The organism is Sphingobacterium sp. UBA865, from assembly GCF_002295765.1.
Classification (GTDB): Bacteria; Bacteroidota; Bacteroidia; order Sphingobacteriales; family Sphingobacteriaceae; genus Sphingobacterium; species Sphingobacterium multivorum.
The window spans coordinates 1-23,811 of sequence record NZ_DBGB01000010.1 but is presented as its reverse complement, the minus strand read 5'-3'; the positions used below and the strand labels follow the sequence as shown (position 1 = coordinate 23,811).

General features: G+C 39.8%; 19 protein-coding genes. 12 read left to right on the top strand and 7 right to left on the bottom strand.

The window, feature by feature from the left end; genetic code table 11:
• Positions 1-25: 25 nt before the first annotated feature.
• The 6 genes from B2O97_RS04065 to B2O97_RS04040 all read left to right on the top strand — a co-directional run bounded on the left by B2O97_RS04065 (position 26) and on the right by B2O97_RS04040 (position 9,876).
• Positions 26-628 carry an RNA polymerase sigma factor gene (locus B2O97_RS04065; protein WP_286766986.1) on the top strand — a complete coding sequence of 201 codons (603 nt, stop codon included), beginning with the start codon at positions 26-28 and terminating at the stop codon, positions 626-628.
• Between the two features lie 147 nt (positions 629-775).
• A complete protein-coding gene (locus B2O97_RS04060) occupies positions 776-1,921 on the top strand; it encodes a FecR family protein (RefSeq protein ID WP_286766985.1) in 1,146 nt (381 codons plus the stop codon).
• Positions 1,922-2,138: 217 nt separating this feature from the next.
• The gene (locus B2O97_RS04055; protein ID WP_286766984.1) at positions 2,139-5,513 is read left to right on the top strand and encodes a TonB-dependent receptor; all 3,375 of its coding nucleotides are present in this window, start codon (positions 2,139-2,141) and stop codon (positions 5,511-5,513) included.
• Between the two features lie 50 nt (positions 5,514-5,563).
• Positions 5,564-7,396, top strand: coding sequence for a RagB/SusD family nutrient uptake outer membrane protein (locus B2O97_RS04050; RefSeq protein ID WP_070565294.1), 1,833 nt, complete (start codon positions 5,564-5,566; stop codon positions 7,394-7,396).
• A 22-nt stretch (positions 7,397-7,418) separates the two neighbouring features.
• Positions 7,419-8,312: a discoidin domain-containing protein gene (locus B2O97_RS04045; RefSeq protein ID WP_083295886.1), complete on the top strand. Its 894-nt coding sequence runs from the start codon at positions 7,419-7,421 to the stop codon at positions 8,310-8,312.
• A 271-nt stretch (positions 8,313-8,583) separates the two neighbouring features.
• Positions 8,584-9,876 (top strand): hypothetical protein, encoded by a 1,293-nt coding sequence (locus B2O97_RS04040; protein WP_070564682.1) that lies wholly within the window; start codon positions 8,584-8,586, stop codon positions 9,874-9,876.
• A gap of 104 nt (positions 9,877-9,980) precedes the next feature.
• Here the strand turns inward: B2O97_RS04040 and B2O97_RS04035 are convergent, their stop codons facing one another.
• The 3 genes from B2O97_RS04035 to B2O97_RS04025 all read right to left on the bottom strand — a co-directional run bounded on the left by B2O97_RS04035 (position 9,981) and on the right by B2O97_RS04025 (position 14,448).
• Positions 9,981-10,412 (bottom strand): DoxX family protein, encoded by a 432-nt coding sequence (locus B2O97_RS04035; RefSeq protein WP_115049632.1) that lies wholly within the window; start codon positions 10,410-10,412, stop codon positions 9,981-9,983.
• 501 nt (positions 10,413-10,913) lie between these two features.
• The gene (locus B2O97_RS04030; RefSeq protein WP_286766983.1) at positions 10,914-13,304 is read right to left on the bottom strand and encodes a PDZ domain-containing protein; all 2,391 of its coding nucleotides are present in this window, start codon (positions 13,302-13,304) and stop codon (positions 10,914-10,916) included.
• Positions 13,305-13,401: 97 nt separating this feature from the next.
• Positions 13,402-14,448 (bottom strand): alpha-L-fucosidase, encoded by a 1,047-nt coding sequence (locus B2O97_RS04025; RefSeq protein ID WP_286766982.1) that lies wholly within the window; start codon positions 14,446-14,448, stop codon positions 13,402-13,404.
• Between the two features lie 319 nt (positions 14,449-14,767).
• Between B2O97_RS04025 and B2O97_RS04020 the strand changes: the two genes are divergently transcribed.
• Both B2O97_RS04020 and B2O97_RS04015 read left to right on the top strand, forming a co-directional pair.
• Entirely contained in the window at positions 14,768-15,265 is a 498-nt protein-coding gene (locus B2O97_RS04020; protein WP_286766981.1) for a DinB family protein, read from the top strand.
• Positions 15,266-15,281: 16 nt separating this feature from the next.
• Positions 15,282-16,037, top strand: coding sequence for a DNA alkylation repair protein (locus B2O97_RS04015; RefSeq protein WP_286766980.1), 756 nt, complete (start codon positions 15,282-15,284; stop codon positions 16,035-16,037).
• Between the two features lie 127 nt (positions 16,038-16,164).
• Here the strand turns inward: B2O97_RS04015 and B2O97_RS04010 are convergent, their stop codons facing one another.
• Entirely contained in the window at positions 16,165-17,661 is a 1,497-nt protein-coding gene (locus B2O97_RS04010; RefSeq protein WP_286766979.1) for a succinate CoA transferase, read from the bottom strand.
• A 433-nt stretch (positions 17,662-18,094) separates the two neighbouring features.
• On the opposite strand from B2O97_RS04010, the gene B2O97_RS04005 reads away from it, so the two are divergent.
• Positions 18,095-18,928 (top strand): AraC family transcriptional regulator, encoded by an 834-nt coding sequence (locus B2O97_RS04005; RefSeq protein WP_112373721.1) that lies wholly within the window; start codon positions 18,095-18,097, stop codon positions 18,926-18,928.
• Between the two features lie 39 nt (positions 18,929-18,967).
• Positions 18,968-19,819 (top strand): 3-keto-disaccharide hydrolase, encoded by an 852-nt coding sequence (locus B2O97_RS04000; protein ID WP_112373722.1) that lies wholly within the window; start codon positions 18,968-18,970, stop codon positions 19,817-19,819.
• Positions 19,820-19,968: 149 nt separating this feature from the next.
• Here the strand turns inward: B2O97_RS04000 and rpsT are convergent, their stop codons facing one another.
• Positions 19,969-20,223: a 30S ribosomal protein S20 gene (gene rpsT, locus B2O97_RS03995; RefSeq protein ID WP_046671646.1), complete on the bottom strand. Its 255-nt coding sequence runs from the start codon at positions 20,221-20,223 to the stop codon at positions 19,969-19,971.
• Positions 20,224-20,336: 113 nt separating this feature from the next.
• Between rpsT and B2O97_RS03990 the strand changes: the two genes are divergently transcribed.
• Both B2O97_RS03990 and sucD read left to right on the top strand, forming a co-directional pair.
• A complete protein-coding gene (locus B2O97_RS03990) occupies positions 20,337-20,870 on the top strand; it encodes an RNA methyltransferase (protein WP_286766978.1) in 534 nt (177 codons plus the stop codon).
• 90 nt (positions 20,871-20,960) lie between these two features.
• On the top strand, positions 20,961-21,833 hold the full coding sequence (gene sucD, locus B2O97_RS03985) for a succinate--CoA ligase subunit alpha (RefSeq protein ID WP_046671644.1): 873 nt from the start codon (positions 20,961-20,963) through the stop codon (positions 21,831-21,833).
• A 77-nt stretch (positions 21,834-21,910) separates the two neighbouring features.
• Here sucD and B2O97_RS03980 read toward each other — a convergent pair whose 3' ends face one another.
• Positions 21,911-22,411, bottom strand: coding sequence for a DinB family protein (locus B2O97_RS03980; RefSeq protein WP_286766977.1), 501 nt, complete (start codon positions 22,409-22,411; stop codon positions 21,911-21,913).
• Positions 22,412-22,418: 7 nt separating this feature from the next.
• Positions 22,419-23,306, bottom strand: coding sequence for a DUF4886 domain-containing protein (locus B2O97_RS03975; protein ID WP_286766976.1), 888 nt, complete (start codon positions 23,304-23,306; stop codon positions 22,419-22,421).
• Positions 23,307-23,811: the final 505 nt, after the last annotated feature.

Below are 23,811 nucleotides of genomic sequence, written 5' to 3'. Positions count from 1 at the left end.
TTGGTTATAAATACAAGTTTAAATTATGGAGGCATGTAAAAATGATGAGTTGGCGTTACTGCACGCTCTTAAGTCAAGCAATCATAAGGCATTTGAGGTGCTCTACTACCGCTATAGCCCTAGACTTTACCGTCATATACTGAACTTAGTCAAAGTACCTACCTGTGCAGAAGAAATTCTTCAGGATGTATTTCAGAAATTATGGGAGAGGCGCGGTGGCATAGACCCTGAAAAGTCCTTTCAGTCTTATCTATTCACTATTGCTAAACACCTCGTGTATGATTTCTTTCACAAGGAGATCAAAAATCGAAATCTAAAAGAATTGATTATTTCCATTTCAACATCAGACTATTCCCACATTGAAGAGGAATATGCATACAAAGAATCTAAAAAAATTGTCAATCAAGCTATTGAAAACTTATCTACAAAACGCAAACTCATTTATACCTTATGCAAAATTGAAGGGAAAAGCTATGAGGAGGTCAGTAGCTCCTTAGGTATCTCCACTTCTACGATCAGTGATCATATCGTGAAGGCCACAAAACAGATTCAGAGTTTCTGTTTGAGCAAGGAAATTACACCGTCCCTGTTAATTGCTCTTATCAGTGCCGTGTTAAATCAAAAATAAAACACTCCCTGTTTTTATAGACAAACAGATCACCTCCATCAGTATTCAAACAGCCCATTTTAAAGCCTTTTAATTTCTTACTTTTTTTTTAAAATTAGAGCAGAGGACAGGCTCCTATTTTCCGTATTATCTATAAATAGCCAATCAGTGAAAGATTCAAAACATATAAAATTATTATTTGAAAGATATCTCAATAACCGCGCTTCAAGAGAAGAGACGGCGGAGCTATTTCAATATTTTCAGGATACGAATAACAAGCAGGCGCTTGAACAGATGATCGAGAACCAACTTGAATCTCAAGATAAAGAAGAACTTATAGACAAGATGATTTTAGACCGTGTTTTTAGTAAAATTGATCTTGACGTCGAACCACAAAAAATCAAAAGCCCTACATGGTATAAGATTACAGGTGCTGCAGCTGCTATAATTCTGGTTATCTCTATCTCTTATTTATTTCTTAACCGCAGCACATACAATGATCATACAGCTACTATCATCGAACCTGGTCGCGATAAAGCAACACTTGTGCTTTCTTCCGGTAAAACGATCGTACTGGAGGATGTTGCTAATGGAAAATTAACTGAAGAGCTCGGCACAACAATTGAAAAAACAGAAAATGGCGGAATTAATTATACGGTTGAGGGAAATACCGATGTACGCGTCGCCACGAATCTTTTGAATGTACCAAAGGGCGGACAATTTCAGATAACCCTTTCTGATGGCACAAAAGTTTGGTTAAACTCAAATTCCAGCCTCAAATATCCAAGCGCATTTTCAGCCTCTGAACGCCGGGTAGAACTGACGGGTGAAGCCTACTTTGAAGTCTCAAAAAATAAACAAAAACCATTTATTGTCGAAACTTCACTTCAAAAGGTCGAAGTTTTAGGGACTAAATTCAATATCAATGCCTACGATGACGAATCTTCCACACAGACATCCCTTGCAGAAGGATCCGTAAGAGTGAGTTGCAAAAACAATACAACCTTACTAAAACCAGGCCAACAATCTACTTTAACAGATCAAAATATCGCAGTAAGATCAGTAAACCTGGATCAAGTATTAGATTGGAAAAATGGTGATTTCAATTTTTCGAATAATAATTTAAAGGAAATCATGCGTAAAATTTCGCGCTGGTATAACATTGAAGTAATTTTTGAAGGTCCTATTTCACAGGAAACCTACTTCGCTCAAATTTCTAGAAAAAAACGATTAAACGATGTACTAAGAGCACTTCAGCTTTCCGGTTCCATCAAGTATAGTATACGAAACAATAAGCTGTACATATCGCAATAACTATAACACACATTAATAACCACAGATTATGAAAGAAGCCAGCCCAGCCTAAACATTTCTTCCAAAAAAAATAGCCGAAAATGCCTGCCAGCACTCTCGACTAATTTTTTACTTGGAAAACAAGAATTCATTTCAACATCAAACCAGTTAACCAATTTATAAATATATGCATTATTATTTATGTAGTAAGTATTGTATTGTCTTTTTTATTAAAGCTATGCGATACATCGGATCATTATGCAACACATCTACAAAAGTTGTGATCCTCTTAACAGCATTTATCTTTTTCACACATGTGTCCTCTGCTCAAAATGTTACCCTTAAACACAAGCAGATTACATTGTCCGAAGCATTTCAAGAGATCAGAAAACAGACAAACGTCGATTTTATCATTAAGACCAGCCAACTCGACAAAGTAAGGCCTATTCAAAATATAGATATCCAGAATAAGCCACTGAAACAGGCCCTTGAAAAGTTATTGGAACATCAGCCTTTGGTCTTTACAATCGACAATGGCATTATTGTGATTTCGGACCGAGAAAAAAAAACGCCCCTCGCCCCCGTCGTTCAAAAAAACGGTAAGGTTGAGATCGTGGGCACGGTGAAAAATGACGGAAACAATCTTTATGGTGTTAGTGTCAAAGTTAAAGATAGCCCGTCAATCGGGACAACAACAGATGGCAACGGAAGATACATTCTTGTGGTTCCCACAAATTCAACACTAATATTCTCCTATGTCGGTTATGCCAATCAGGAAATTGCCATTGCCGACAAACGTCGTATTGATGTGCAGCTAACTCCCGATCAGAGCTTAAGTGAAGTTGTTGTTGTCGGTTACGGAACACAGAAAAAAACCAGTGTTGTGGGCGCATTGGAATCTGTAAAACCGGAAACCTTACGCATCCCCACTGCCAACCTTTCCAATGCATTGGGCGGAAGACTTTCGGGTGTAATCGCGGTACAACGTTCGGGCGAACCTGGTGCAGATGGGGCTAGCTTTTTCATTCGCGGTGTATCGACATTTAGCGGAGCTACCAATCCCCTGATCTTATTGGATGGTGTAGCAATCTCTAAAGGTGACTTGGACGCATTGGCACCAGAAGTTATCGAAAGCTTCTCCGTCCTTAAAGATGCTACTGCCACCGCTGTGTTTGGTACTAGGGGAGCAAACGGCGTGCTAATTATCACCACCAAAACAGGTAAAGACCTCAATAAACCTCGTATTTCAGCGCGTGCACAATCACAAATCTCAAGACCTACTTCCATCCCAAAATTTGTTGATGGTGTAAGTTATATGGAGATGTTCAATGAGGCAGTTACAGGTCGCGGTACAGGTGAAATTTTATATTCCCAAGATAAAATAAACGGCACAAGATTAGGCTTGGATCCCTATGTATATCCTAACGTTGACTGGTATAATGAAATGTTTAAGTCCCATACCATCAACAACGAGCTCAATCTAAATGTGCAAGGTGGTGGCAGCAAAATAGGTTATTTTCTCAGTGCAACCGGCAACATTAGCAACGGTTTATTGCGCAAATTTGACCTCAACTCTTTTGACAATAATGTCTCTGTCAAACGTTATAGCTTTCAGAACAATATCAATGTCAACCTTACTTCAACTACCAAAATAGCGTTAAAGCTCAATGCACAACTTCGTGATTACTATGGGGCTGGTGTGGATGCTCCAAGCGTGTTTGGCGACATTATGAATGCTAATCCCGTGGACTTCCCTATTATGTTTCCATTTACCGGTATTGACAGAAGAGACGTTCAATACGGAGGAAAAGCTGGTGGTACAGTCAACAATGGATTTGTCAATCCCTTTGCCCGCATGGTCAATGGCTATCAAAATGGTTTCCAGAGTACCCTATTGACTACCATTGACGGTGCTCAAAAACTTGATTTCATTACAAAAGGGCTAGAATTTAAAGCCTTGGTTTCCTTTAAAAACTGGAGCAACACGACAACAAAAAGAACCAGTGGTTACAATCAATACATGATTAACAGTTATGCTCCCGATCCTGCAGGTGGATATAACTATGATCTAGTCATGGTGGGGCAGCCACAAAATCTTTCCCTGGGAACCGAAACGGGTACTAGCGGTGATCGCGAAATCTATTTTCAGCCTTCCATCGAATACAACAGAACATTCGGCAATCACACCGTATCGGGATTATTTCTTTACAATACTACCGATTTTAATGTCAATAATCCAGCTGATCTAATCAGCTCGCTACCACGTAGACGCCAGGGTATTACTGGACGTGCAACTTATGGCTTCGCCAATAAATATCTTGCGGAAGTCAACTTTGGCTACAATGGTTCCGAAAACTTTGCCACTGGGAGTCGCTTTGGTTTCTTCCCTTCCGTTGGTTTGGGCTATGTACTCAGTAATGAAAAGTTTTTTACCGATTTATTTCCTGCTGTCAGTAATTTAAAAATTAGAGGTAGCTGGGGTAAAGTTGGTAATGATCAGATTGGCGGCGGACGTTTCCCTTATCTTTCAGACCTCAAATTGGATGGAGCATCGTTTACAACCGGTATCGATCAGAATACAACTTATACAGGCCCTACATACCTACAATTTGCAAACCCATTGATTTCATGGGAAGTTGCAGAGAAGAAAAATATTGGTGTGGACCTGGGTATTCTTAACAATAAGTTTAATATTGTGTTCGACCTATACCAGGAAGATAGAACCAATATCTTCGTTGACCGTTCGGCAACAATCCCTAACGTATTTGGTACTGCAGGAACGAAAGTGTATGGCAATGTTGGTGAGGTAAGAAATAGGGGATTTGATTTCTCCCTAGAATGGAATAAAAGCGAAAAAGATTGGGGAATATCGATGCGTGGAACCTTTACTTATGCACATAATACCGTTCTGAAAAATAATGAACCGGCCTTTACCAAATACCGCAACCTATCTCAAATCGGGTATTCCATTGGCACAAACCTAGGCTATCTTGCCGAACGGTTATTTATTGATCAGTCCGAAATAGACAACAGTCCATTACAACAGCTAGGCGGTTTTGTAGCTCCTGGAGACATCAAATATAAAGATCTAACCAATGATATCGATGGTCTAAATCTGATCAATAGCGATGATAGAGTTCGCATGGGTTATCCAACAACACCTGAAATCGTCTATGGTTTGAGCACTTCTATCAATTACAAAAAGTTTGATTTTTCCTTTTTATTACAGGGAGTTGATAGAACTTCTTTTATGATCAGTGGTTTTCATCCATTTGGAAATCAAGGTGTGCGCAATGTATTGCAGTTTATTGCCGAGGACCGCTGGAGTCCTGAAAACCCTAACATATTTGCTGCTTACCCACGGCTGAGCAAATTGGACAATCTCAACAATACCGAAGCTTCTTCTTATTGGCTGAGAAATGGGGCATTCCTAAAACTCAGAAGTGCTGAGATTGGATATTCACACAAATTTGCACGCATTTTTCTAAGTGGTTATAATCTATTGACCTTCTCCAAGTTCAAACTTTGGGATCCTGAACAAGGTGGAGGCAATGGTTTGGGATATCCGACACAGCAAGTATTCAATCTCGGAGTCCAACTTCGTTTCAATTAGAACAACTTCGAGATTAAAACTATCAGTAGAATTTTAAAATGATTTATCAGATGAAAAGAAAATATATAGGCTACCTTGCATTATTTGCATGCGCGACTTTTTTGACCACCACTTCCTGCAGCAAATTCTTGGATATCGTCCCAGATGAGCGTCCTTCCGAAGCAGATGCCTTTCGTGATCCAAATTCAGCCAAAGGTTATTTGTACTCCTGCTATGCGTGGATTCCGAATTCACGGGTAGGGACCTCTTCCATTGATTTGATGACTTCTGACGAGGTAACGACTGCTTTTGAACATGAAACCTTCGCCCGATTTCCCCGTGGGCAATATACGGCCTCAAGTCCTGTCATTTCCTACTGGGATAACCTTTACAAAGGAATAAGACAATGCTATATCTTAATTCGCAATGTAGATAAAGTCCCTGGGATAGATCCACAGGAGGCGGCACAATATAAAGCTGAAGCCAATTTCCTGATCGGCTTTTATCATTTCTTACTGGTCCGGATGTACGGTCCAGTCGTTATTGCAGACCAAGAGTTTGACGTCAATGCCCCTTCTTCAGCGTATCCCAAACGTTCGACTTATGATGCCTGCGTTGATTTTATTATCAAAAAGCTGGATGAGACAGCTGGACAGTTACCTGCTCTTCGTGCTGCGGATGAGTGGGGTCGTGCTTCCTCGGTTATTGCCAAAGCGCTAAAGGCTAGGGTATTGCTTTATGCAGCATCACCGCTCTTTAATGGCGGTGGAGGTAATAAACAGAGCTTCTATGCCAATTTCAAAAATTTGGATGGCACAGCATTGATCAGTACTACCTTCGACAAAGAAAAATGGCGCCGTGCAGCCCTAGCGGCTAAAGAAGCCATTGATGCAGCTGAACAAAGTGGGGCTTCACTGTATAAAAACAGCACCTACAATACCGTACTACCAGCTAATCCTATTGAAAAGGACTTACGCCTTACTTTTATTGACAAAGCCAATACCAAAGAAGTGATTTGGGCGGAAACACGTCGGGAAGGTCTCTACGATTTTCAAAATAAATCTACTCCCTTTCTTAGCGGCGCACAAGGTGAGTCGTATAACGGTGTATCCCCGACCCTCACTCTGATCGAATCGTTTTATAGTAAAAATGGTTTACCGATTGACAAAGACCCCAATTATGACTATAATGGACGATACGCTGTAACAAGTACACCCAATGGCAATACATTATCGTTAAATCTAAACAGAGAACCGCGCTTCAATGCTTGGATTGCATATCACAACAGCTACTATGAAGTGGTTAGAGGGAGTGCCAATCAAATCCTAGTTCAGTTTCGGAAAAATGACAATTGCGGCATCCAAGGACGGTCTAATAACTACTCACCAACAGGATATCTCAACAAAAAAGGTATTGCGCCCGAATTGAACCAAAGTAGACTGCAGGTCTCCGTCAATTATCCATGGCCTGTGATACGTCTAGCAGAATTGTACCTGAACTACGCGGAGGCGCTGATCGAATACGGTCAGGATCTGAATACGGCCAAACAATATATTGACCGCGTTAGGGTCCGTGCGGGCATCCCAACAATTGATGTCGCATGGGCTCCAATTGGCGGCGCAACGAATCAGGCAACACTACGTTCCATCGTCAGACAAGAACGTACTATTGAACTTTACTTGGAAGGCCATCGCTTCTGGGATTTAAGACGTTGGATGATCGCCGATCAATACCTCAACCAACAGGCGAAAGGAATGAATATACAAGGAGCTACCGATACAGAATTTTTCAAAATAACAACGGTCGTTTTTCCACGTAGTTTTAGTCAGCGTAATTATTTAATGCCTATACCACAGGAAGAGATCAATAAAAACGAGGAATTGGTACAAAATCCCGGTTATTAATTAATTTAATGAATTGCACAAGATGAAATACAATATCGGAATATTCGCTCTACTCTTTTTAGCAATAGCGTGTAAAAAAGTCGAAATAAAAATGACCAAGCCACCACAACTGGTTTCGATTGAAGCTGAACCACGTATTGGCGGGACTCTCCTGAAATGGAAACTTCCTTCAGATAACAATTATCTTTATGGACAGATCACATATAAAAAAGTGGGATCAAAAGATCCCGATAAAATCTATAAAATCAATATAAGTTCTTTTGCCGACACCATGCGGATCGACGGATTGATCAACAAATATGAATATGTCTTCAACGTCCAATTGTTCAATCAAGACAAGAAAACAAGCATTGGGGGAGATATCATAAGCAGCAATAGTGTTCGGCCAATCGTTAGGCCTTCGGAAGTGACCTATTTCCCGAACGAGTTAACTAAAATACAGGTGACCGATAATATGGTAGAAACCTACACGCAGGAAAACAGCGAGGGACCCAAAAAGAATTTATTTGACGGCGATAAGAATACATATTGGCATACAGCATGGTCTGCAAATACAGCCCCTCTTCCGCACTGGATCCAACTAAATTTTCCCCAAGAAGAAGAGATTGGCGCCATAAAGTACTTCTTCAGACAAAACAATAGCGACGAAGCCGGACGTCCGAAACAATGGGGAATAGAAATAAGTTCAGACGGCCAGCAGTGGACAAGAGTGTTTACATCAAAGGATAATCTTTCCACATCAAATGTAGCTGAAGAGCAAAGTTTGGCTTTTGATAAAAACTATAAGGCCAAATTTTTCCGGCTAATGATCCTTAAAAACGGCGGGAAAAGTTATACCCATCTGGGTGAAATGAATGTCTACCGGATGCGCTCTTCTATCATCGACAAAGAAAAGGAAGCTGAAGATAATTATTGACCATCATCACAAAGATTTTTTTTCTAATCATCAATGGTGCTCAAAAGAGCACAACGACGGAGGTAGAAATACCTCCGTTTTACTTTTCGCTCTAGTATATCATCAACATTCAAACAAGCTCCAAAATGCTCTGAGGTCAAATTTCCGCTATAGCATCAGCCTATGTGAAGAAGCGATCCCCAGCAAAAAAATAAAAAACTTTTTTATTACCTTAGATAAATAAATCGAACAAGAAAACAACTTGTTTTTTCATTAACTATAGTTTACATATATGAAATTATATGCCTTTGTATTGGGAGTAGGTTTACTTCCAGCCGTAGGATTATGTCAAAAGACCGTCACCCCTGGGAGCAGCGATATCAATACCAACTATATAAAACCAGAAAAATCACTGTATACGGTCTATTATGTTAAAGACAACAATTGGGACAAACAAGGATCACTGACCTACGATATTGTAGCGGCCAACAATCAGCTGACGTTAACCAATACCTATGTTCCGAAAGACAATGCCTGGACTTCGATACGCACGACGACTGCCGACGCAAAAACACTTCGGTCTATCAGCTATTCTAGCGATGGCAAGGAAACAAAAGTAAACCTCAACTTTGGAGAAACAATTACAGGTAATTATTATTCGAAGAAAACGAAAAAGGAAAAAAAGATCAACTTACAGCCAACTAGACCTTTTGTGGATTTTAACTGGACAGATCACCTGATTTCAACTCTCCCTTTAGACCTAGGGTATAAAGCGCGCATCCCGCAATTTTATTATAATAGTGATTCGGACATTTTCGTCGAAGACTATGCCATCAAGGAAGTAAAAAGCTACAGTTATGGCTCCCCAAAAACAGGTAAACACGACAGTTGGCTGGTTACACTTTTAGAAGAAAGTACCGGAGCCATCTATAATTATGTCATCGATAAGAAAGATCGCCGATTATGGCAAAGGGAAATGTCCATGGGAAACGGCAAATGGGAAATTACCGTAAACGAAGAACTGGACTATCAACCTATTAAAAATAGATTTAACAAAGAACAGGCTGCCCAACAGATTTCCCAGGGTAACAGTGTTATTATCGGGACGGCTTACGCTCGATCTAGCTCCGGAAAAAAACTTGGCGGACTCGTGAATACCGCCAAAAAGCAATATGCCCCAAAAGGTACAGAAATTACGCTCTTCGCCAACTCCGCCTATTACGAAGAATGGCTGGAAGTCAATAAAAAGATCCGAAAACAGAAAAAGGTGCAGGAAGTTCCATTGGATCCCGATTTTGGCTATGCTATTAAAAAAGCAAAGGTGTATGATGATGAGGGGCATTTCGAATTTGCAGATCTCATGCCAGGTGCATACGTGATTATGGCGAGCTTCGATTTTACCAATTCTTACAACTATTCCTATGTATCAGGCTACACCAATTATTATAACTATTGGGGTTATACAGGTTCCACGACAAATTATGGTACGGCAAGATCATCCTATGTCGACAAAGCCAATGTTGAAAAGCACGTCACCATTGACAAAGACGGTGAAAAGAAAGAGGTAAATTTAAAGGAAATGTAATCAAAAAAATGCCGTTAAGCTCCTTTGTTTGACGGCATTTTTTATGCTTTTTAAAACGTATTTCTAAGACGATCAAATCTTCGACCCTTCAGTTACCCATCCATTTACTTTTTTCGAAGTTCAATATACCGGTCTATGCTAATGGGAAAGTTATCGGCAGTCCGCAGTAGAAAACAGGCAGCCGCTCCTACCCAGACCGAATAATCGAACGTCGATTTAATTCCTAACGAGAGGGTCATCACCACCCCAAAGCAGATCAGTAGAATCCCGGCAACGAATGCAGTAAAACGCAGTTTATAGCCGATCAGCAATAGGATTGCTAAGACAACCTCTAATAATGTTGCGCCGATAGCAAGTATATTACCTAAAGTTTCAGGCACAAAAAAATTAAGGGTATTTGAATAGGCTACAAAATTGGCCCAATTTCCCCAGGAAACATGTGATGCCCCCGGTACCCCCCACAGCCCCAAACGATCTGCGACAGCAGACAGAAACGCTGTAGATACAGCTAAACGTACAAAAAGTTGACTATACATGGTATGAATTATATAAATAGGGTATAAACGATATAAACCAAATTTAAAAGAACAAAAACAGTCCAAACTTAAACCAGTTTAAGAAATTTGTTTCAACCATCCCATACTCACAAAGACTCCCCTCGCTGTAATACCCGTGTTGTACCTTCACTTCCTCGCTCATCGTTCGGCGATTACCTTTGGTCAAACCCATTGCACAGTTAAATCAATAAGGCTGCCAGCACTCATGTGCTGTACAGCCTTATACATCAATTAATACGAATAAGAATTTAATATCATGTGTCTACCCCAGTAAATGATAACACACTGTTATAATGACGACCAAGATGCTCAATAGTCCCAATGGAAATAAAAATTATAAACAAAAAAATAATATCGTCATAAGATGATCGATCTATCACAACTGCCTTGGTTTACTGTTAAAATCCCCACATTAGTGATATCGCGTGTCAGCAAGCCAAAGTACAATACTATATTTCAATCTGCCTATAGAAAAATTTGCTACAGCTGCAGGGTTAATTCCTGCTGCTGTTGGTTTCTAAAAATTAACACCTTCGGCTGGTCTGCGTGTACATGTTTTTTAATCGCTTGTTGCAAGTCTATTAATTGATCTATTTTCTCGCCCTGGTAATTCAGCACAACATCACCGACACGCAAACCGCTTTTATAAAGATTGCCTTTTTCATCCAACTGGAGTAGCAGCACGCCGTTTATCGCGGGTAGCCCCGCAGCCGACTGCTCTCCCAAAGTCTCCACTGATTTAAATACCCCCGACTTCCAGGCCCATCTGCTCCCCTGTTCCTTTGCTTCGGATTGGATCAACTGAGGTATTTCAGGACTAGCGGCAAGAGTTTTAAGTCTTTTACTCATAACCCCGAAATGCAACATGTCAAAATTTTTAAAATCCTGATCTTTCCAGTTCTTCAATCGGAAATCGCCATGTGCAGGATTCGTAAAGTTCAATTGAATAACACGACCATGTTTTTCTATACCTTTCGCCCGATCTTTGTCTAGGTCATCCTGCCTTCCGTAGATATTACGGTCTACCTCTTCCCCCCAATACTTGACCTGTATATCCTGATGGGACTCCATCACGATATTATTGCGGAAAACATCGTGACTATGCTGAAACCAGACATGTGGATGAAAACCATTGTTGATCATCACATTGTTATACACGTTGCGATAAAATCCTTCTCTTAGTTTTAGTCCCCCACTTAAACAAAGATTGTTGTAAATTTCATAGTTGGAAGATCCGTCGTCCAAATCAATATCCCAACCGTGATCACAGCGAAATCTATTATCATGAATTTTAGTTGTTTTGACTGCATCCAACAATATTAAATTGGGATGTTTCCCCGTCAGTTCATCCATCTCCTTTCGATTGGGATGCCAAAATCGGTCGCGCCCCCATGAGTTGAAGGCTCCATGATCGCTGGTTTCCAGGACTGTATTAAAAACATCATTGTAAGCTATCTCATGACCGCCCCAGGTACCATCACCTACATTAATACCTGCTCGAGGCACATTGTAAATGGTATTGTGCAAAATTCGTAAAGATTCAGCCATAGAGACCTGTACACCTGCTACTTGTTTTTCGATCAATCCAATGTCATGAATCAGATTGTCACTCGCCTCACAGTCCATGGGATAATTATCTGTTTTTGGCCCTTTGATGGTATCCATTTGGTCAAACGGAACAAATTTTTCATATCGAAATTCCGGTGAGCGTACCGCCGCTGGATCTCCTACAAAATTGATCGCTCCGGCACCGATCTGTTCAATCCGGTTGTCTTCAATTTTGACCCCGCGATTGTAATTATTAACAAATATTGCATTGCCGCCCAAAGCGATAAAATCATTCGCGCGGAAGATACAGTTTTCCGCACCTTCAATCTTTACTGCTCCCTGTCTATAGATCGTCCAATCACTACGTAAGAGTGGTTCGCTTGTTTTCATAAAGGTAGGAGCAGTATACATGAAGCGAAAGCCACTAACCTCAATATCATGCACTGGTCTGGAAGATGAACCTGAAAGATAGATTAGATTTTCCAATTGTGGTGCTACAAACTTCAGCTGGTTGGGATCAACTCCTTTAGCAGGCATATAATATAATAGTGCCTTCTCCTCATCCAAATACCACTCCTGAAAGGTATCGAGTTCTTCAAAGATATTTTCTACAAAGCGATAGGTCTCGTGCATTTTGCTGGGACGATTATTTTGCTGTCCACCTTCAAGTGTAACTGTTGATAAGCCATCTTTTCCGGTAATCTTATAATGGAATCCTCCCCAGCGACCAGCATGCAAAGCATGTACAATTCCCCCCTTAGGGTTTTTCCAGGTTGCGACACGTTCGGGACTTAATGCATCTGCAGCATAGCCTTGAAATGGCAAGACTATGGGATCGTAGTTTGGATAACGTGCCCGGACAAGATGCTTATCATTAGCATATAGACTTTGGAAGTTTACTCCTCTTGGGACCTTAGCCTCCCAAATACCATGATCGCCCTGTTTCCATTTGAGGTTAAGCGATTTGGCCCCACTCAGCGTAACTTGTGCTCCATCCTCGGCCTTAATCCGCAAGGGTTGCCTTCTTGTACCCGATATCCCAGCAGACAATTCAATCGGTTTATCCAGCTGATAGGTGCCTGCCATAAAGATGATTTCGATGCCCGGTGTATTTTTCCCTTGTTTCTGTTTTTCTACCGATTGCAATGCGGCTTCAGCTGTGGCATAGGGACTGGCCATAGTTCCTTGGTTTCTATCACTTCCTTTTGTACTGACATAAATACGTTTGACCGAGCCAGCCTGTTGCCCACGCACGCTAAGCGAAGTGACACCGGTAAGGCCAATAAATAATAATTTAGGAAATAACATACAAGATATCTTCATAATTTTAATCGTTCATATAATTTTAGCTGGATTATATCAACTATAAACCAGCTATATAGTAAGGTCTATAAGTCAATAAACAGCAAATTCGCTCAGATTAGTTCTTTTTTCGCTCTGCTGTTGCTTTCAACAAAATTTCTTTACTGGCAGCCGGCACATTTCCGTTAGCATCAGGTCCAATATTGAGCAGCAAATTCCCGCCTTTTTCATTTATCTCGCGCAGCTTAGTATTTACTTCTGTAGGAGATTTCCAATTATTATCTGATTTTTTATATCCCCAAGAATTATTCAAGGTATAACAGGCTTCCCAATCGTAATCCAGTAACGTTCCAGGATGTTCTTGTTCAGGCGTTCCAAAATCACGCTTAAATTGATCCCGCTTTGCTACGCGGTTATTAATGATTAGAGTGGGTTTTAATTTGCGTAGATATTGATAAAGATCTTCTCCCGCGGCTATATCCCACCAATTCACCCAGTCCCCATCAAACCACAGGATGTCAGTATCATACTTAACAACCAATTCTTTCAATTGATTTTTCATGTATTGAATATAAGCGGCTTTCTGTTCCGGCTTAATGAGAATCTGGCCCCAGTCGCCTTTACCATTGGGATCAACATATTGCGAATCGTGATGCCAGTCGATAATACTGTAGTAGGTACCAAATCTAATCCCAGCTTTCTTACAAGCTATGGACAACTCCCGCACGAGATCTCTTCCTTTCATTGGCGTCGAAGCGATATCATAATCTGTATAGGGGGAATCCCACAGACAAAACCCCTCATGATGTTTGGTCGTCAGGACGATATATTTCATTCGAGCATCCTTAGCCAATTGAACAATACGATCCGCATTGAAGTCCTTAGGATTCCAGGTGTTGATCAGTTCCGAATATGCTGCCTTCGAAATATTCATTTCCGATTGTATCCATTCGGCATATCCCTTGGTTGAATCCCCATTATACATCCCTCCAAGTTGACTATAAAGCCCAAAATGAATAAACATTCCGTACTTTGCTTCCCTAAACCAATGCATCCGTTCATCAAAATCCTTTTTGGATTCCTGCAAATAATTAACTTGGGCGTTTCCCATGTTCATAAACAACATGGCTAGTAGAGAAAGAATACAATGCGTTGATTTTATCATATTTATTTTAATTGGTTAATCCAACAAGCTCAAGCAGCTGTCAAATCTTCTGTTGGTGCCACACACACATTCTGCAAAATGCTAAACCATTCTGCTATTGCAAAATAAATATAAAAAATATGAAGAATACTTTTTATTTATTTCAAATAAGTTACGCTTAATGGACAGGCCTGTACCAGTCACAATTTTATAAGAAATAAATACTTTCAAAGCGGCTTATCAAACAAGCTATCTACTATAAAATTTAATGTAAATTCATTCCAAAAAGGATTTATATTTAGTAAATATTTCATTTAACACCATACTATAGATTAAAATTATGAGTTTAAAAACCTTAATCACAAAAAGTGCTGAATATAACAACTGGGTCGTCAATAAATACATCAATTGGTTGGCTGATAAATCAGATGACCAACTTAACCAAGAGGTACCTTCAAGTTTCCCGACCATTTTGAAGACCTTAAATCACATCTTGCAGACACAGGAATATTGGTGGAGCCACATTGCGGAAAGCAATGATTTTGATTTTGAGAAAAAGCGAGCCACAAAAGAAGAAATATTTGAAGCACTACAAAGAAGTTCAGCTCAACGCGTGGATTACATACACAGGCTAACCGAGTTGGATCTTGAAAAAAATATCAAAGTGGAATCACCATGGTTTCAATGCGACTTCACGAAGTATGAATACATACAACAGCTGATCCTCCACGGAACATATCACAGGGGACAGATCGTTACAATGGGCCGAGCTATTGGAATAACGGATGCTCCAATGACAGACTTTAATTATTGGAATATTTATAAAGATCAACAATAGGGATTTGAGCACTGCCATGGACAAAATTACCAGTAAAGTACAGATCCGAGAAATTGTCGCAGCGGCGAAACAGCAAGGACAGCAATCTGGTATAGAATCTTTTATGTTAAGCTTACAAGCGTGTTTACTGAAAAAGAAAGTTCGTTTTCCCCTTCTGGAGTTTGCGGCCAGGGAAATTATGCTATTCCTACCTGAAACCGAGCAGTTACACTTAACAGATCGTCTCATTGCCACAACAGAAATGGGAAGTTATGTTTTAACGGGAATAATTCTCCAGCAACGTCTCCCCGAACACTTCGAACAATCCATCCATAAAGCCTGTACCTATATAACCATAGGTAATCAATGGTACGTCTGTGATATCATCGGCGAACGCGTAATTGGTCATGCGCTGTTGACTTCGCCTAAAAAAGCAATACCTCTATTAGAAGAATTAGCTCATCATTCTGACAAATGGATTGTCCGAACAATTGGTGTAGCTACACATTATGCCGTAAAAAAAGGCCTATCAGCCACATACGTAAACATTTTATTGAACCTACTGATTTCATTGTCAAACACAACAGATTTTCATGTAAAAAAGGGAATTGGCTGGGGAGCCAAAACAATAGCAAAATTCCATCCCGATCTTGTTGCTTGCTACAGTAAAGCAATTGAATCGCCAGAAACCAAACAATGGTTTCGGACAAAAATTACGATTGGTCTCAATCGCCACAACTTGAGGACTAAACAGAATCGGCAGGAGGATACGACGATTCATCTTAACCAATGAAATGAATGCGTGATTTTCTTTGCGATAATTATACATCAAGAAAGAACTATACAGCAGGAAAGGCGAAGTCTACAATTAAACCTCGCCTTTCTATAAACCTTTAGTCCATATGTAACCACGACCTCGGTTATTGGTCTTTTTTCATTGTTCCTTTTTCACGAAGGTTGATATGCCAGCTAAAAGCCTCTTCTAACAAATGTGGTGTATGCCCCCCTCTCTCACAAGCGCGGTTATAATAATCTAATAGCTGCTCTTTGTAATCGGGATGTACACAGTTCGCTATAATTACTTTCGCTCGCTCGCGAGGCGCTAAACCACGTAAATCTGCCAAGCCATAATCTGTTACCAAAATATCGACATCATGTTCGGTATGATCCACATGGGAAACCATAGGAACAATATGAGAAATTGCATCTCCTTTAGAGGCCGCCTGTGTGACAAAGATGCTCAAATAAGCATTGCGTGCAAAGTCACCCGACCCGCCGATACCGTTCATGATATTTGTTCCTGAAGTATGGGTAGAATTTACGTTTCCATAAATATCAAACTCTATGGCTGTATTAATTGCTATAATCCCCAAACGTTTGATCAGTCCAGGTGTATTGGAAATATTCTGTGGGCGCAATACAATTTTATCACGGTATCGATCCAAATGATCGAACACTCTTGAATAACACTCTTCGGAAACAGTAATTGAAGAAGCAGAAGCAAAATCCAGTTTTCCGGCATCGATAAGGTCAAAGGTGCTATCTTGCAACACTTCAGAAAACATCGTTAGATTACGGAACTTACTATGTATAAATCCCGTCAGAACAGCGTTAGCTACTTTTCCAATACCCGCTTGAAGTGGCATCAAGCTTTCTGACAAATGGCCTAGCGCTACCTCATTTTCGAAAAACTGCAAAATATGCTTCGCTATCGCTGTTGTTTTGGTATCCGGTTCAGCAATATCGGCAGGGCTATCAAGCTCATTCGTAAACACAATTCCCACCACCTTGCTCGCGTCCAAAGGAATAGTTTTACGTCCAATTTTATTTTCTGGAGCTACGATTGGAATAACATTACGCCGAGGGTAATCTTCGGCTTGATAAATATCATGTATTCCTTTAATAGTCACCGGTATCGCAGTATTGACTTCCAAAATAACCTGCTTAGCCAATGCAGCAAAAGTTGCCGAATTTCCCACAGAAGTCGTTGGAACAATACTTCCATCCGATTCTATTGCTGCTACTTCCAAAACAGCAATATCCACCTGAGGCAAATTCTTATTGTGCAGCAATTCGGCCGTTTCGCTTAGATGCTGATCAATAAACAACACATCTCCAGCATTAATTTTATGACGTAAAATACGATCCACCTGAAAGGGCATCCGCTTGGATAATGCTCCCGCTTCCGCCAATTTACCGTCCGTTCCGTGTCCCAACGAAGCCCCAGTAATCAAGGTTATTTTCAATGGATCCACTTTTGCACGTTCAGCCAAGGCAGGTAACACCACCTTACTGTCTCCAGCCTTGGTAAAACCACTCGACCCAACGACCATTCCGTTTTGAAATAGTTTAGCAGCTTCTTCTGCTGTAATCACTTTATCATGTAAGCTTTGAACTTTTATTCTTTCGTAAGCCATATTTTTATAGTTTGATTTTATTCCATTATTGTAAACTTAAGAAATTGAAATCTATATATTTCCCTTCGTTGAAAAGTTCTTTGCTATAATTTGCAACCTCTTAACCAAACAATTTTAGCACTTTTTTCAACTGCATATTTATTATCATTTGACACAAAATTATCCAAAGGTGACTAAAAATACGCAACGCACTACAAATCAAAAATATACAACAAATCATAATAAAAAAATAGTTTATATCACACGCATGTATAATATATATCACACTGAAAACAAACAACTTACAACAATAAAAATAAAACCAAAGTAAGTAAAGACTAACTCGCTAGTCGATTAATTGCCATTTTAACGTAAGCATACACTCACTTTCAAGAAGTAAAGGTGGGGTCTAGTAAAAAAGTCTTACCTTTGTGACATGGTATTATAGGTTAAAATGAATACACAAGATATAAGTACAGATGCCAAATATGTCAACCGTTATTATATGACGGAAGTAGACTCATTTGAAGATAGCATTTACTGTCACCACGCTATTATAGCAGAGAACCATATTTCCGAACATTGCCATGATAAGGATCAATTTCTATATACAGAAGGCGGTGTCGTATTTGTTAAAACAGAGGAAAAATCGTATTTTCTACCTGCCCGTCATTATTTGTGGATTCCTGCTGGCATAAAACATAGTATTCATCCAAGTACCCCTGAGGTCGTTATGCGTAATTTATATTTTCCCAAAGCCGCTAATGACGCCCCCTTCTACAGTAAAATGGGGATTTATCCAGTAAATGATCTTTTGATAGAGCTGATTATGTTTACCAACCGCTGGAATGGCAATATCTTTCCGGTCGAAGAACCTAAATATAGTATCGCTACAGCATTCAAGCTTATCCTGCCGGAACTATCGCTGCATGAGCTTCCATTAGCCTTGCCTTATCCTAGTCATCAGAAATTAAAGGATATTGTCACTTACCTCGAAGAAAATATAGAGGAAAATGTCAGCTTTAAAAAACTTGCCGGATTATTTAACATTAGTGAACGCACATTGGCTAGACTATTTCAAAAGGAATTAAATATGTCTTTTATCCAATACTACACGATCCTCAGAATGCTGACCGCACTTAAGCTCCTTTTGGACGAAAAACTAAGCGTAAATGAAGTTGCGCTCAAAGTTGGATACAATAGCCTTCCCACATTTAGTAACACATTCAATAAGGTCGTCGGCATCCGTCCAAGCGAATATGTCAAACAAAAAGAATTGCTTATTTAAAAATGTTTGCCTAATTTAGGTCAATAAACCTAATTCAGGATGAAATTCAAACATATCATTTACAGTGCTGGAATCCTATTGCTTAGCACTTCTTTATTTGCCAAATCTCAAGATAAGAAACCCAAACCCATTCAGTTATTTAATGGGAAAGATTTGAAGAACTGGACTCCAAAAATCAGAAACCACAAAGTTGGCGATAATTATAAAAATACATTTCGTGTAGAAGACGGTTTACTCAAGGTAAGATATGATGGTTATGATAATTTCAATTTTCAGTATGGCCATCTGTTCTACAATAAAGAGTTCTCAGCGTATTTGTTGCGCGTCACTTACAGATTTGTCGGTGAACAGGTAAATGGTGGAGAAGGTTGGGCTTGGCGTAATAGCGGAGCCATGCTACATGGACAGGATCCTAATACCATGGGTGTGGATCAAGACTTTCCAATATCTATCGAAGGGCAACTGCTGGGTGGAAATGGCAAGGACGAACGGACCACAAGTAATCTTTGTACACCAGGCACAAACGTTGTGATCGACAATAAGCTATTCACACCACATTGCATCAGCTCAACATCAAAAACCTATGCTGGAGATCAATGGGTAACTGCTGATTTCTTGGTGTTGGGAGACTCTCTTGTGCAACATATCCTTGAAAACAAGGTCGTATTACAGTATACTAAACCCCAAATTGGTGGCGGCAATGTAAGTGGTTTCGATCCCAAAGTGAAGAAAGATGGACAGCTTTTACACAAAGGTACTATTTCACTTCAGAGTGAGAGCCATCCCATTGATTTCAAAAAAGTGGAACTTTACGATTTAGAACCTTACATGAAAGATCCCAACAAATTGAAAAAGATCATCGCAGAGCTACTTCCAAATTTACAGCAATAAATACACTGCAAATTTCAGTTTTAAAATAAAAAAGCATCGGTACTCGATGCTTTTTTATTTACTATTCGCTTGGAAAGAGAAATCCAAAGTATATAACATAAAGAAAAGGGATACAGCGAGCTGTACCCCTCTAAATCTATACGAAAAGCTTACGCTAAACCGTTAACAAATTTTGTTAACTTCGATTTGTTGTTAGAAGCTTTTTTCTTGTGGATCACATTTTTCTTTGCCAAACGATCAAGCATAGAAATTACGCGTGGTAACAATGTTTTTGCTTCTTCTGCAGAAGTAGTATGACGTAATTTTTTGATTGCGTTACGTGTAGTTTTTGCTTGGTAACGGTTTCTTAAACGTTTAGTAGCGTTTGCTCTAATTCTTTTGATCGCTGATTTATGATTTGCCATTTTTTTTAGCTAATTTTTATTCAATTTTTTCTTGTAATTCGGACTGCAAAAATAACACCTTATTTTCAATATTCAAAATCTATTTTATTTTTTAGGTTTAGTATATTTGCGACATGCAAAAATTATCGATGGATGAACTTCAACGTACAGACGTTGAATCGTTTAAAAAGCAAGAAAAAACTCCTATCACAATCATTATGGACAATGTACGGAGCATGCATAATGTGGGCTCGGCCTTCCGTACTGCAGACGGATTTGCTATTGAAAAAATATACCTGTGTGGCATTACCGGCACACCTCCTCATCGCGAAATCGAAAAAACGGCCCTCGGGGCTACCCAATCTGTCGCTTGGGAATACCACAAAGATACCTCAGCTGTTGTAGATCAGCTTCGGACAGAAGGCTATGTCATTATTGCCATCGAGCAAGCAGATGATAGTGTTATGTTACATCAGTTTGAACCAGAAAATGACAAAAAGTATGCGCTGATTTTTGGAAATGAGGTCAATGGAGTAGATGAGGATGTCATGGAAAAAATTGATACCTGCATCGAAATCCCCCAATACGGGACTAAACATTCCTTAAATGTATCTGTCGCAATTGGCATTATTCTTTGGGATTTTATCCAAAAACGCAATTTCAATTAAAAATTTATCAATAAAGGTCACATTCCTATTCACATTGCTTCCATTTTAGAAAGCAAAATAGTAGATTTGTGTGCAAAATTTAAAGAAGAAATGAGTGTATTAGTTAATAAAGATTCAAAAGTAATCGTTCAAGGTTTCACTGGAAACGAAGGTACTTACCATGCTACTCAAATGATTGAGTACGGAACAAATGTAGTTGGTGGTGTTACTCCTGGTAAAGGTGGTCAACAACACTTAGACCGTCCTGTATTCAATACTGTGCAAGATGCAGTAGACGCTACAGGAGCTAATGTTTCTATTATTTTTGTACCTCCAGCATTTGCTGCAGATGCGATCATGGAAGCTGCCGCTGCTGGTATCGAAGTGATTGTTTGTATTACAGAAGGTATCCCAACAAAAGATATGATCCAAGTAAAATCTTACTTGAGCGACAAAAACTCTCGTTTGATCGGTCCTAACTGCCCAGGTATTATCACTGCAGGAGAAGCTAAAATCGGTATCATGCCAGGATTTATCTTCAAAAAAGGTAATGTGGGTGTTGTTTCTAAATCAGGAACTTTAACTTACGAAGCCGTAGATCAAACTGTAAAAGCAGGATTAGGTATCACAACAGCAATCGGAATTGGTGGTGACCCTATCATTGGTACGACAACGAAAGAAGCTGTTGAATTATTAATGAACGACCCTGAAACTGAAGCGATCATCATGATTGGTGAAATCGGCGGTGGAATGGAAGCTGAAGCTGCTCGTTGGATCAAAGAACACGGTACTAAGCCTGTTGTTGGATTTATCGCAGGTCAAACAGCGCCTCCAGGACGTCGTATGGGACACGCTGGTGCAATTGTAGGTGGTGCAGATGACACTGCTGCAGCAAAAATGAAAATTATGCGTGAGTGTGGTATTCGTGTTGTTGAGTCTCCGGCTGAAATTGGAAAAGCAATCGCAGAAGAATTGGCTAAATAATTAGACCATCGAACATATAAAAAAAGGGAATCAAATTTGATTCCCTTTTTTTATACCTATATAATTACATTACAACATCAACTAGGCATTGCTTCGTCTGCCGATGGTCCATATAAGCCCGGTACAGCAATATCCAATAATCGCAAATAAACCGTCAACTGGCCACGATGATGAACAATATGATTATTGACAATAAAACGTATTGCTCCGGCTCGTGGTAAACGTGCAATGAGATAATCACCCGATTGTAACACCCAATCTTTAAACCAGTCTTCTTCCTTTATGTCTTCAATTGCGGCCTTATTATTTTCCAGGCCTATTGTTAATATCTCTTTTAATTCTTCTACAGAAGATACTTTAATGGGCTGATAATCCACTTTAAAATCAAATACATCTTTTGGTATTGCTTGGTGTACCCAATTATGTAGTCCAACAATGTGAGCAGCTAGTTCTCCCAGACTCATCGATTTTTCGTGTCGACGCCAATCCAATTTATCGTCTGGTATGCGTTCTAGAATACGTTTGGTATTTTCTGTTTCGTGATCCAATTCGATCAAATAGCTCCTTTTGATACTCATATAAATATTAATTCATGAATTGAAAATCTTTTAATACGGTAACAGCATAGGGTGATTCCACAGCCTTATGTGCTGCTGCTCGCGCAATTTCGCCCTCTATATAGGTTACCTTGAGCGGTAAAAATGTATTGTTGAGTACATTTTCATGAAATAACGCCTCGTACCAGGTACAGGCAGCAACGAAACGTCCGTAGTTCAGATTTAAGTGATAGCCATCACGTGTAAAATGATCACCTATAAAACTCGAACGCGCATTTTGAACAGCTGTACCCGAAGGAATCAAAAGATCGAAATTACCCCAGTTAAACACCTCCTGCGAAGTGTTGGCAATAGCCCTATACATGCTATCTTGGCTACGGTTATAGCGAACAAAACCTTCATGTGATGAACCGTTCTGATACGCCCAGGTTTGATGTAATATATACTTGGTTTCAGGAAATAAAATATGTTTTGTTACATAATCATATAAGAGCGGCAGATCCTTCGCATACGAATCATAATCTCCTGATAGCGGACTTGCTTGCTGAAAGCTAATATAATCCCAAGCCTCATCTACAAGCGCTTCAGATAAGCGCTCATTTGCTTTCTCCGACATCTGCCCGTCAACATCGATTTTACGGTAGCGATAAGCCGGCTTATCCTCTTTTGCGTTGCTAACATGTAAACTTAAAGGAGCCCCCCCAATATAGAGATTGCCGATTACTATCTTTTTTTTCCCAGCTTTCGCCAATTCATATAAATTCTGTTCAATAGCATCTTCCGAGAAACTATTACCGATGGCCAATATTCGTAGCACACCATCATCTAAAGATTTATTTTGTGCATTTAATCGATTATTCTTCAAAAAAAACACGATTAAAAAACCGAACACCAATACCTGTTTTACTTTTATCATAATATAATGCAATAACAACTAAATTAGATAATATCTCGTAGAAATGCGAATTGATATCCCCAGAAAGAGAGATTTTATCCCATTTGCAAGCTATCAGGATAACAGTTCGGACAAGGTAGGCTAATGGTCATTACAAGTAGCTTTTGTGCGACCGTTGTCCACTTGGCTTACAATACCCCGTGACTATGACGCTACAGCATACCAAATGTGGCCAATAATACTTCTAGCAATATAAAAAAAACTCAGATACGAAAGTTTTGGAACAGACGCTACACAGTACCGCTAGACCACAGTGACGACTGCATACCCCTGCTGGCTACGTCGATTTACCATACGATAGACCACGGTGACGGTTGCATGCCCCTGACTCCGAGGATGCTCCATACCATTACAGCACAGTTGTAAACTGAACTACAGTCATCGATGGTCATGCTACTGCACCATCCGCTGTTTTAACAGTAAAGGCTAGAGGGCAGGGCTGGTCGGGGAAGTACAGGCAGGTAGC

Coding starts and splice junctions, on each gene's coding strand:
- B2O97_RS04065 (WP_286766986.1), top strand. CDS start 26: ATGGAGGCATGTAAAAATGATGAGTTGGCGTTACTGCACGCTCTTAAG.
- B2O97_RS04055 (WP_286766984.1), top strand. CDS start 2,139: ATGCGATACATCGGATCATTATGCAACACATCTACAAAAGTTGTGATC.
- B2O97_RS04050 (WP_070565294.1), top strand. CDS start 5,564: ATGAAAAGAAAATATATAGGCTACCTTGCATTATTTGCATGCGCGACT.
- B2O97_RS04045 (WP_083295886.1), top strand. CDS start 7,419: ATGAAATACAATATCGGAATATTCGCTCTACTCTTTTTAGCAATAGCG.
- B2O97_RS04040 (WP_070564682.1), top strand. CDS start 8,584: ATGAAATTATATGCCTTTGTATTGGGAGTAGGTTTACTTCCAGCCGTA.
- B2O97_RS04035 (WP_115049632.1), bottom strand. CDS start 10,412: ATGTATAGTCAACTTTTTGTACGTTTAGCTGTATCTACAGCGTTTCTG.
- B2O97_RS04030 (WP_286766983.1), bottom strand. CDS start 13,304: ATGAAGATATCTTGTATGTTATTTCCTAAATTATTATTTATTGGCCTT.
- B2O97_RS04025 (WP_286766982.1), bottom strand. CDS start 14,448: ATGATAAAATCAACGCATTGTATTCTTTCTCTACTAGCCATGTTGTTT.
- B2O97_RS04020 (WP_286766981.1), top strand. CDS start 14,768: ATGAGTTTAAAAACCTTAATCACAAAAAGTGCTGAATATAACAACTGG.
- B2O97_RS04015 (WP_286766980.1), top strand. CDS start 15,282: ATGGACAAAATTACCAGTAAAGTACAGATCCGAGAAATTGTCGCAGCG.
- B2O97_RS04010 (WP_286766979.1), bottom strand. CDS start 17,661: ATGGCTTACGAAAGAATAAAAGTTCAAAGCTTACATGATAAAGTGATT.
- B2O97_RS04005 (WP_112373721.1), top strand. CDS start 18,095: ATGAATACACAAGATATAAGTACAGATGCCAAATATGTCAACCGTTAT.
- B2O97_RS04000 (WP_112373722.1), top strand. CDS start 18,968: ATGAAATTCAAACATATCATTTACAGTGCTGGAATCCTATTGCTTAGC.
- rpsT (WP_046671646.1), bottom strand. CDS start 20,223: ATGGCAAATCATAAATCAGCGATCAAAAGAATTAGAGCAAACGCTACT.
- B2O97_RS03990 (WP_286766978.1), top strand. CDS start 20,337: ATGCAAAAATTATCGATGGATGAACTTCAACGTACAGACGTTGAATCG.
- sucD (WP_046671644.1), top strand. CDS start 20,961: ATGAGTGTATTAGTTAATAAAGATTCAAAAGTAATCGTTCAAGGTTTC.
- B2O97_RS03980 (WP_286766977.1), bottom strand. CDS start 22,411: ATGAGTATCAAAAGGAGCTATTTGATCGAATTGGATCACGAAACAGAA.
- B2O97_RS03975 (WP_286766976.1), bottom strand. CDS start 23,306: ATGATAAAAGTAAAACAGGTATTGGTGTTCGGTTTTTTAATCGTGTTT.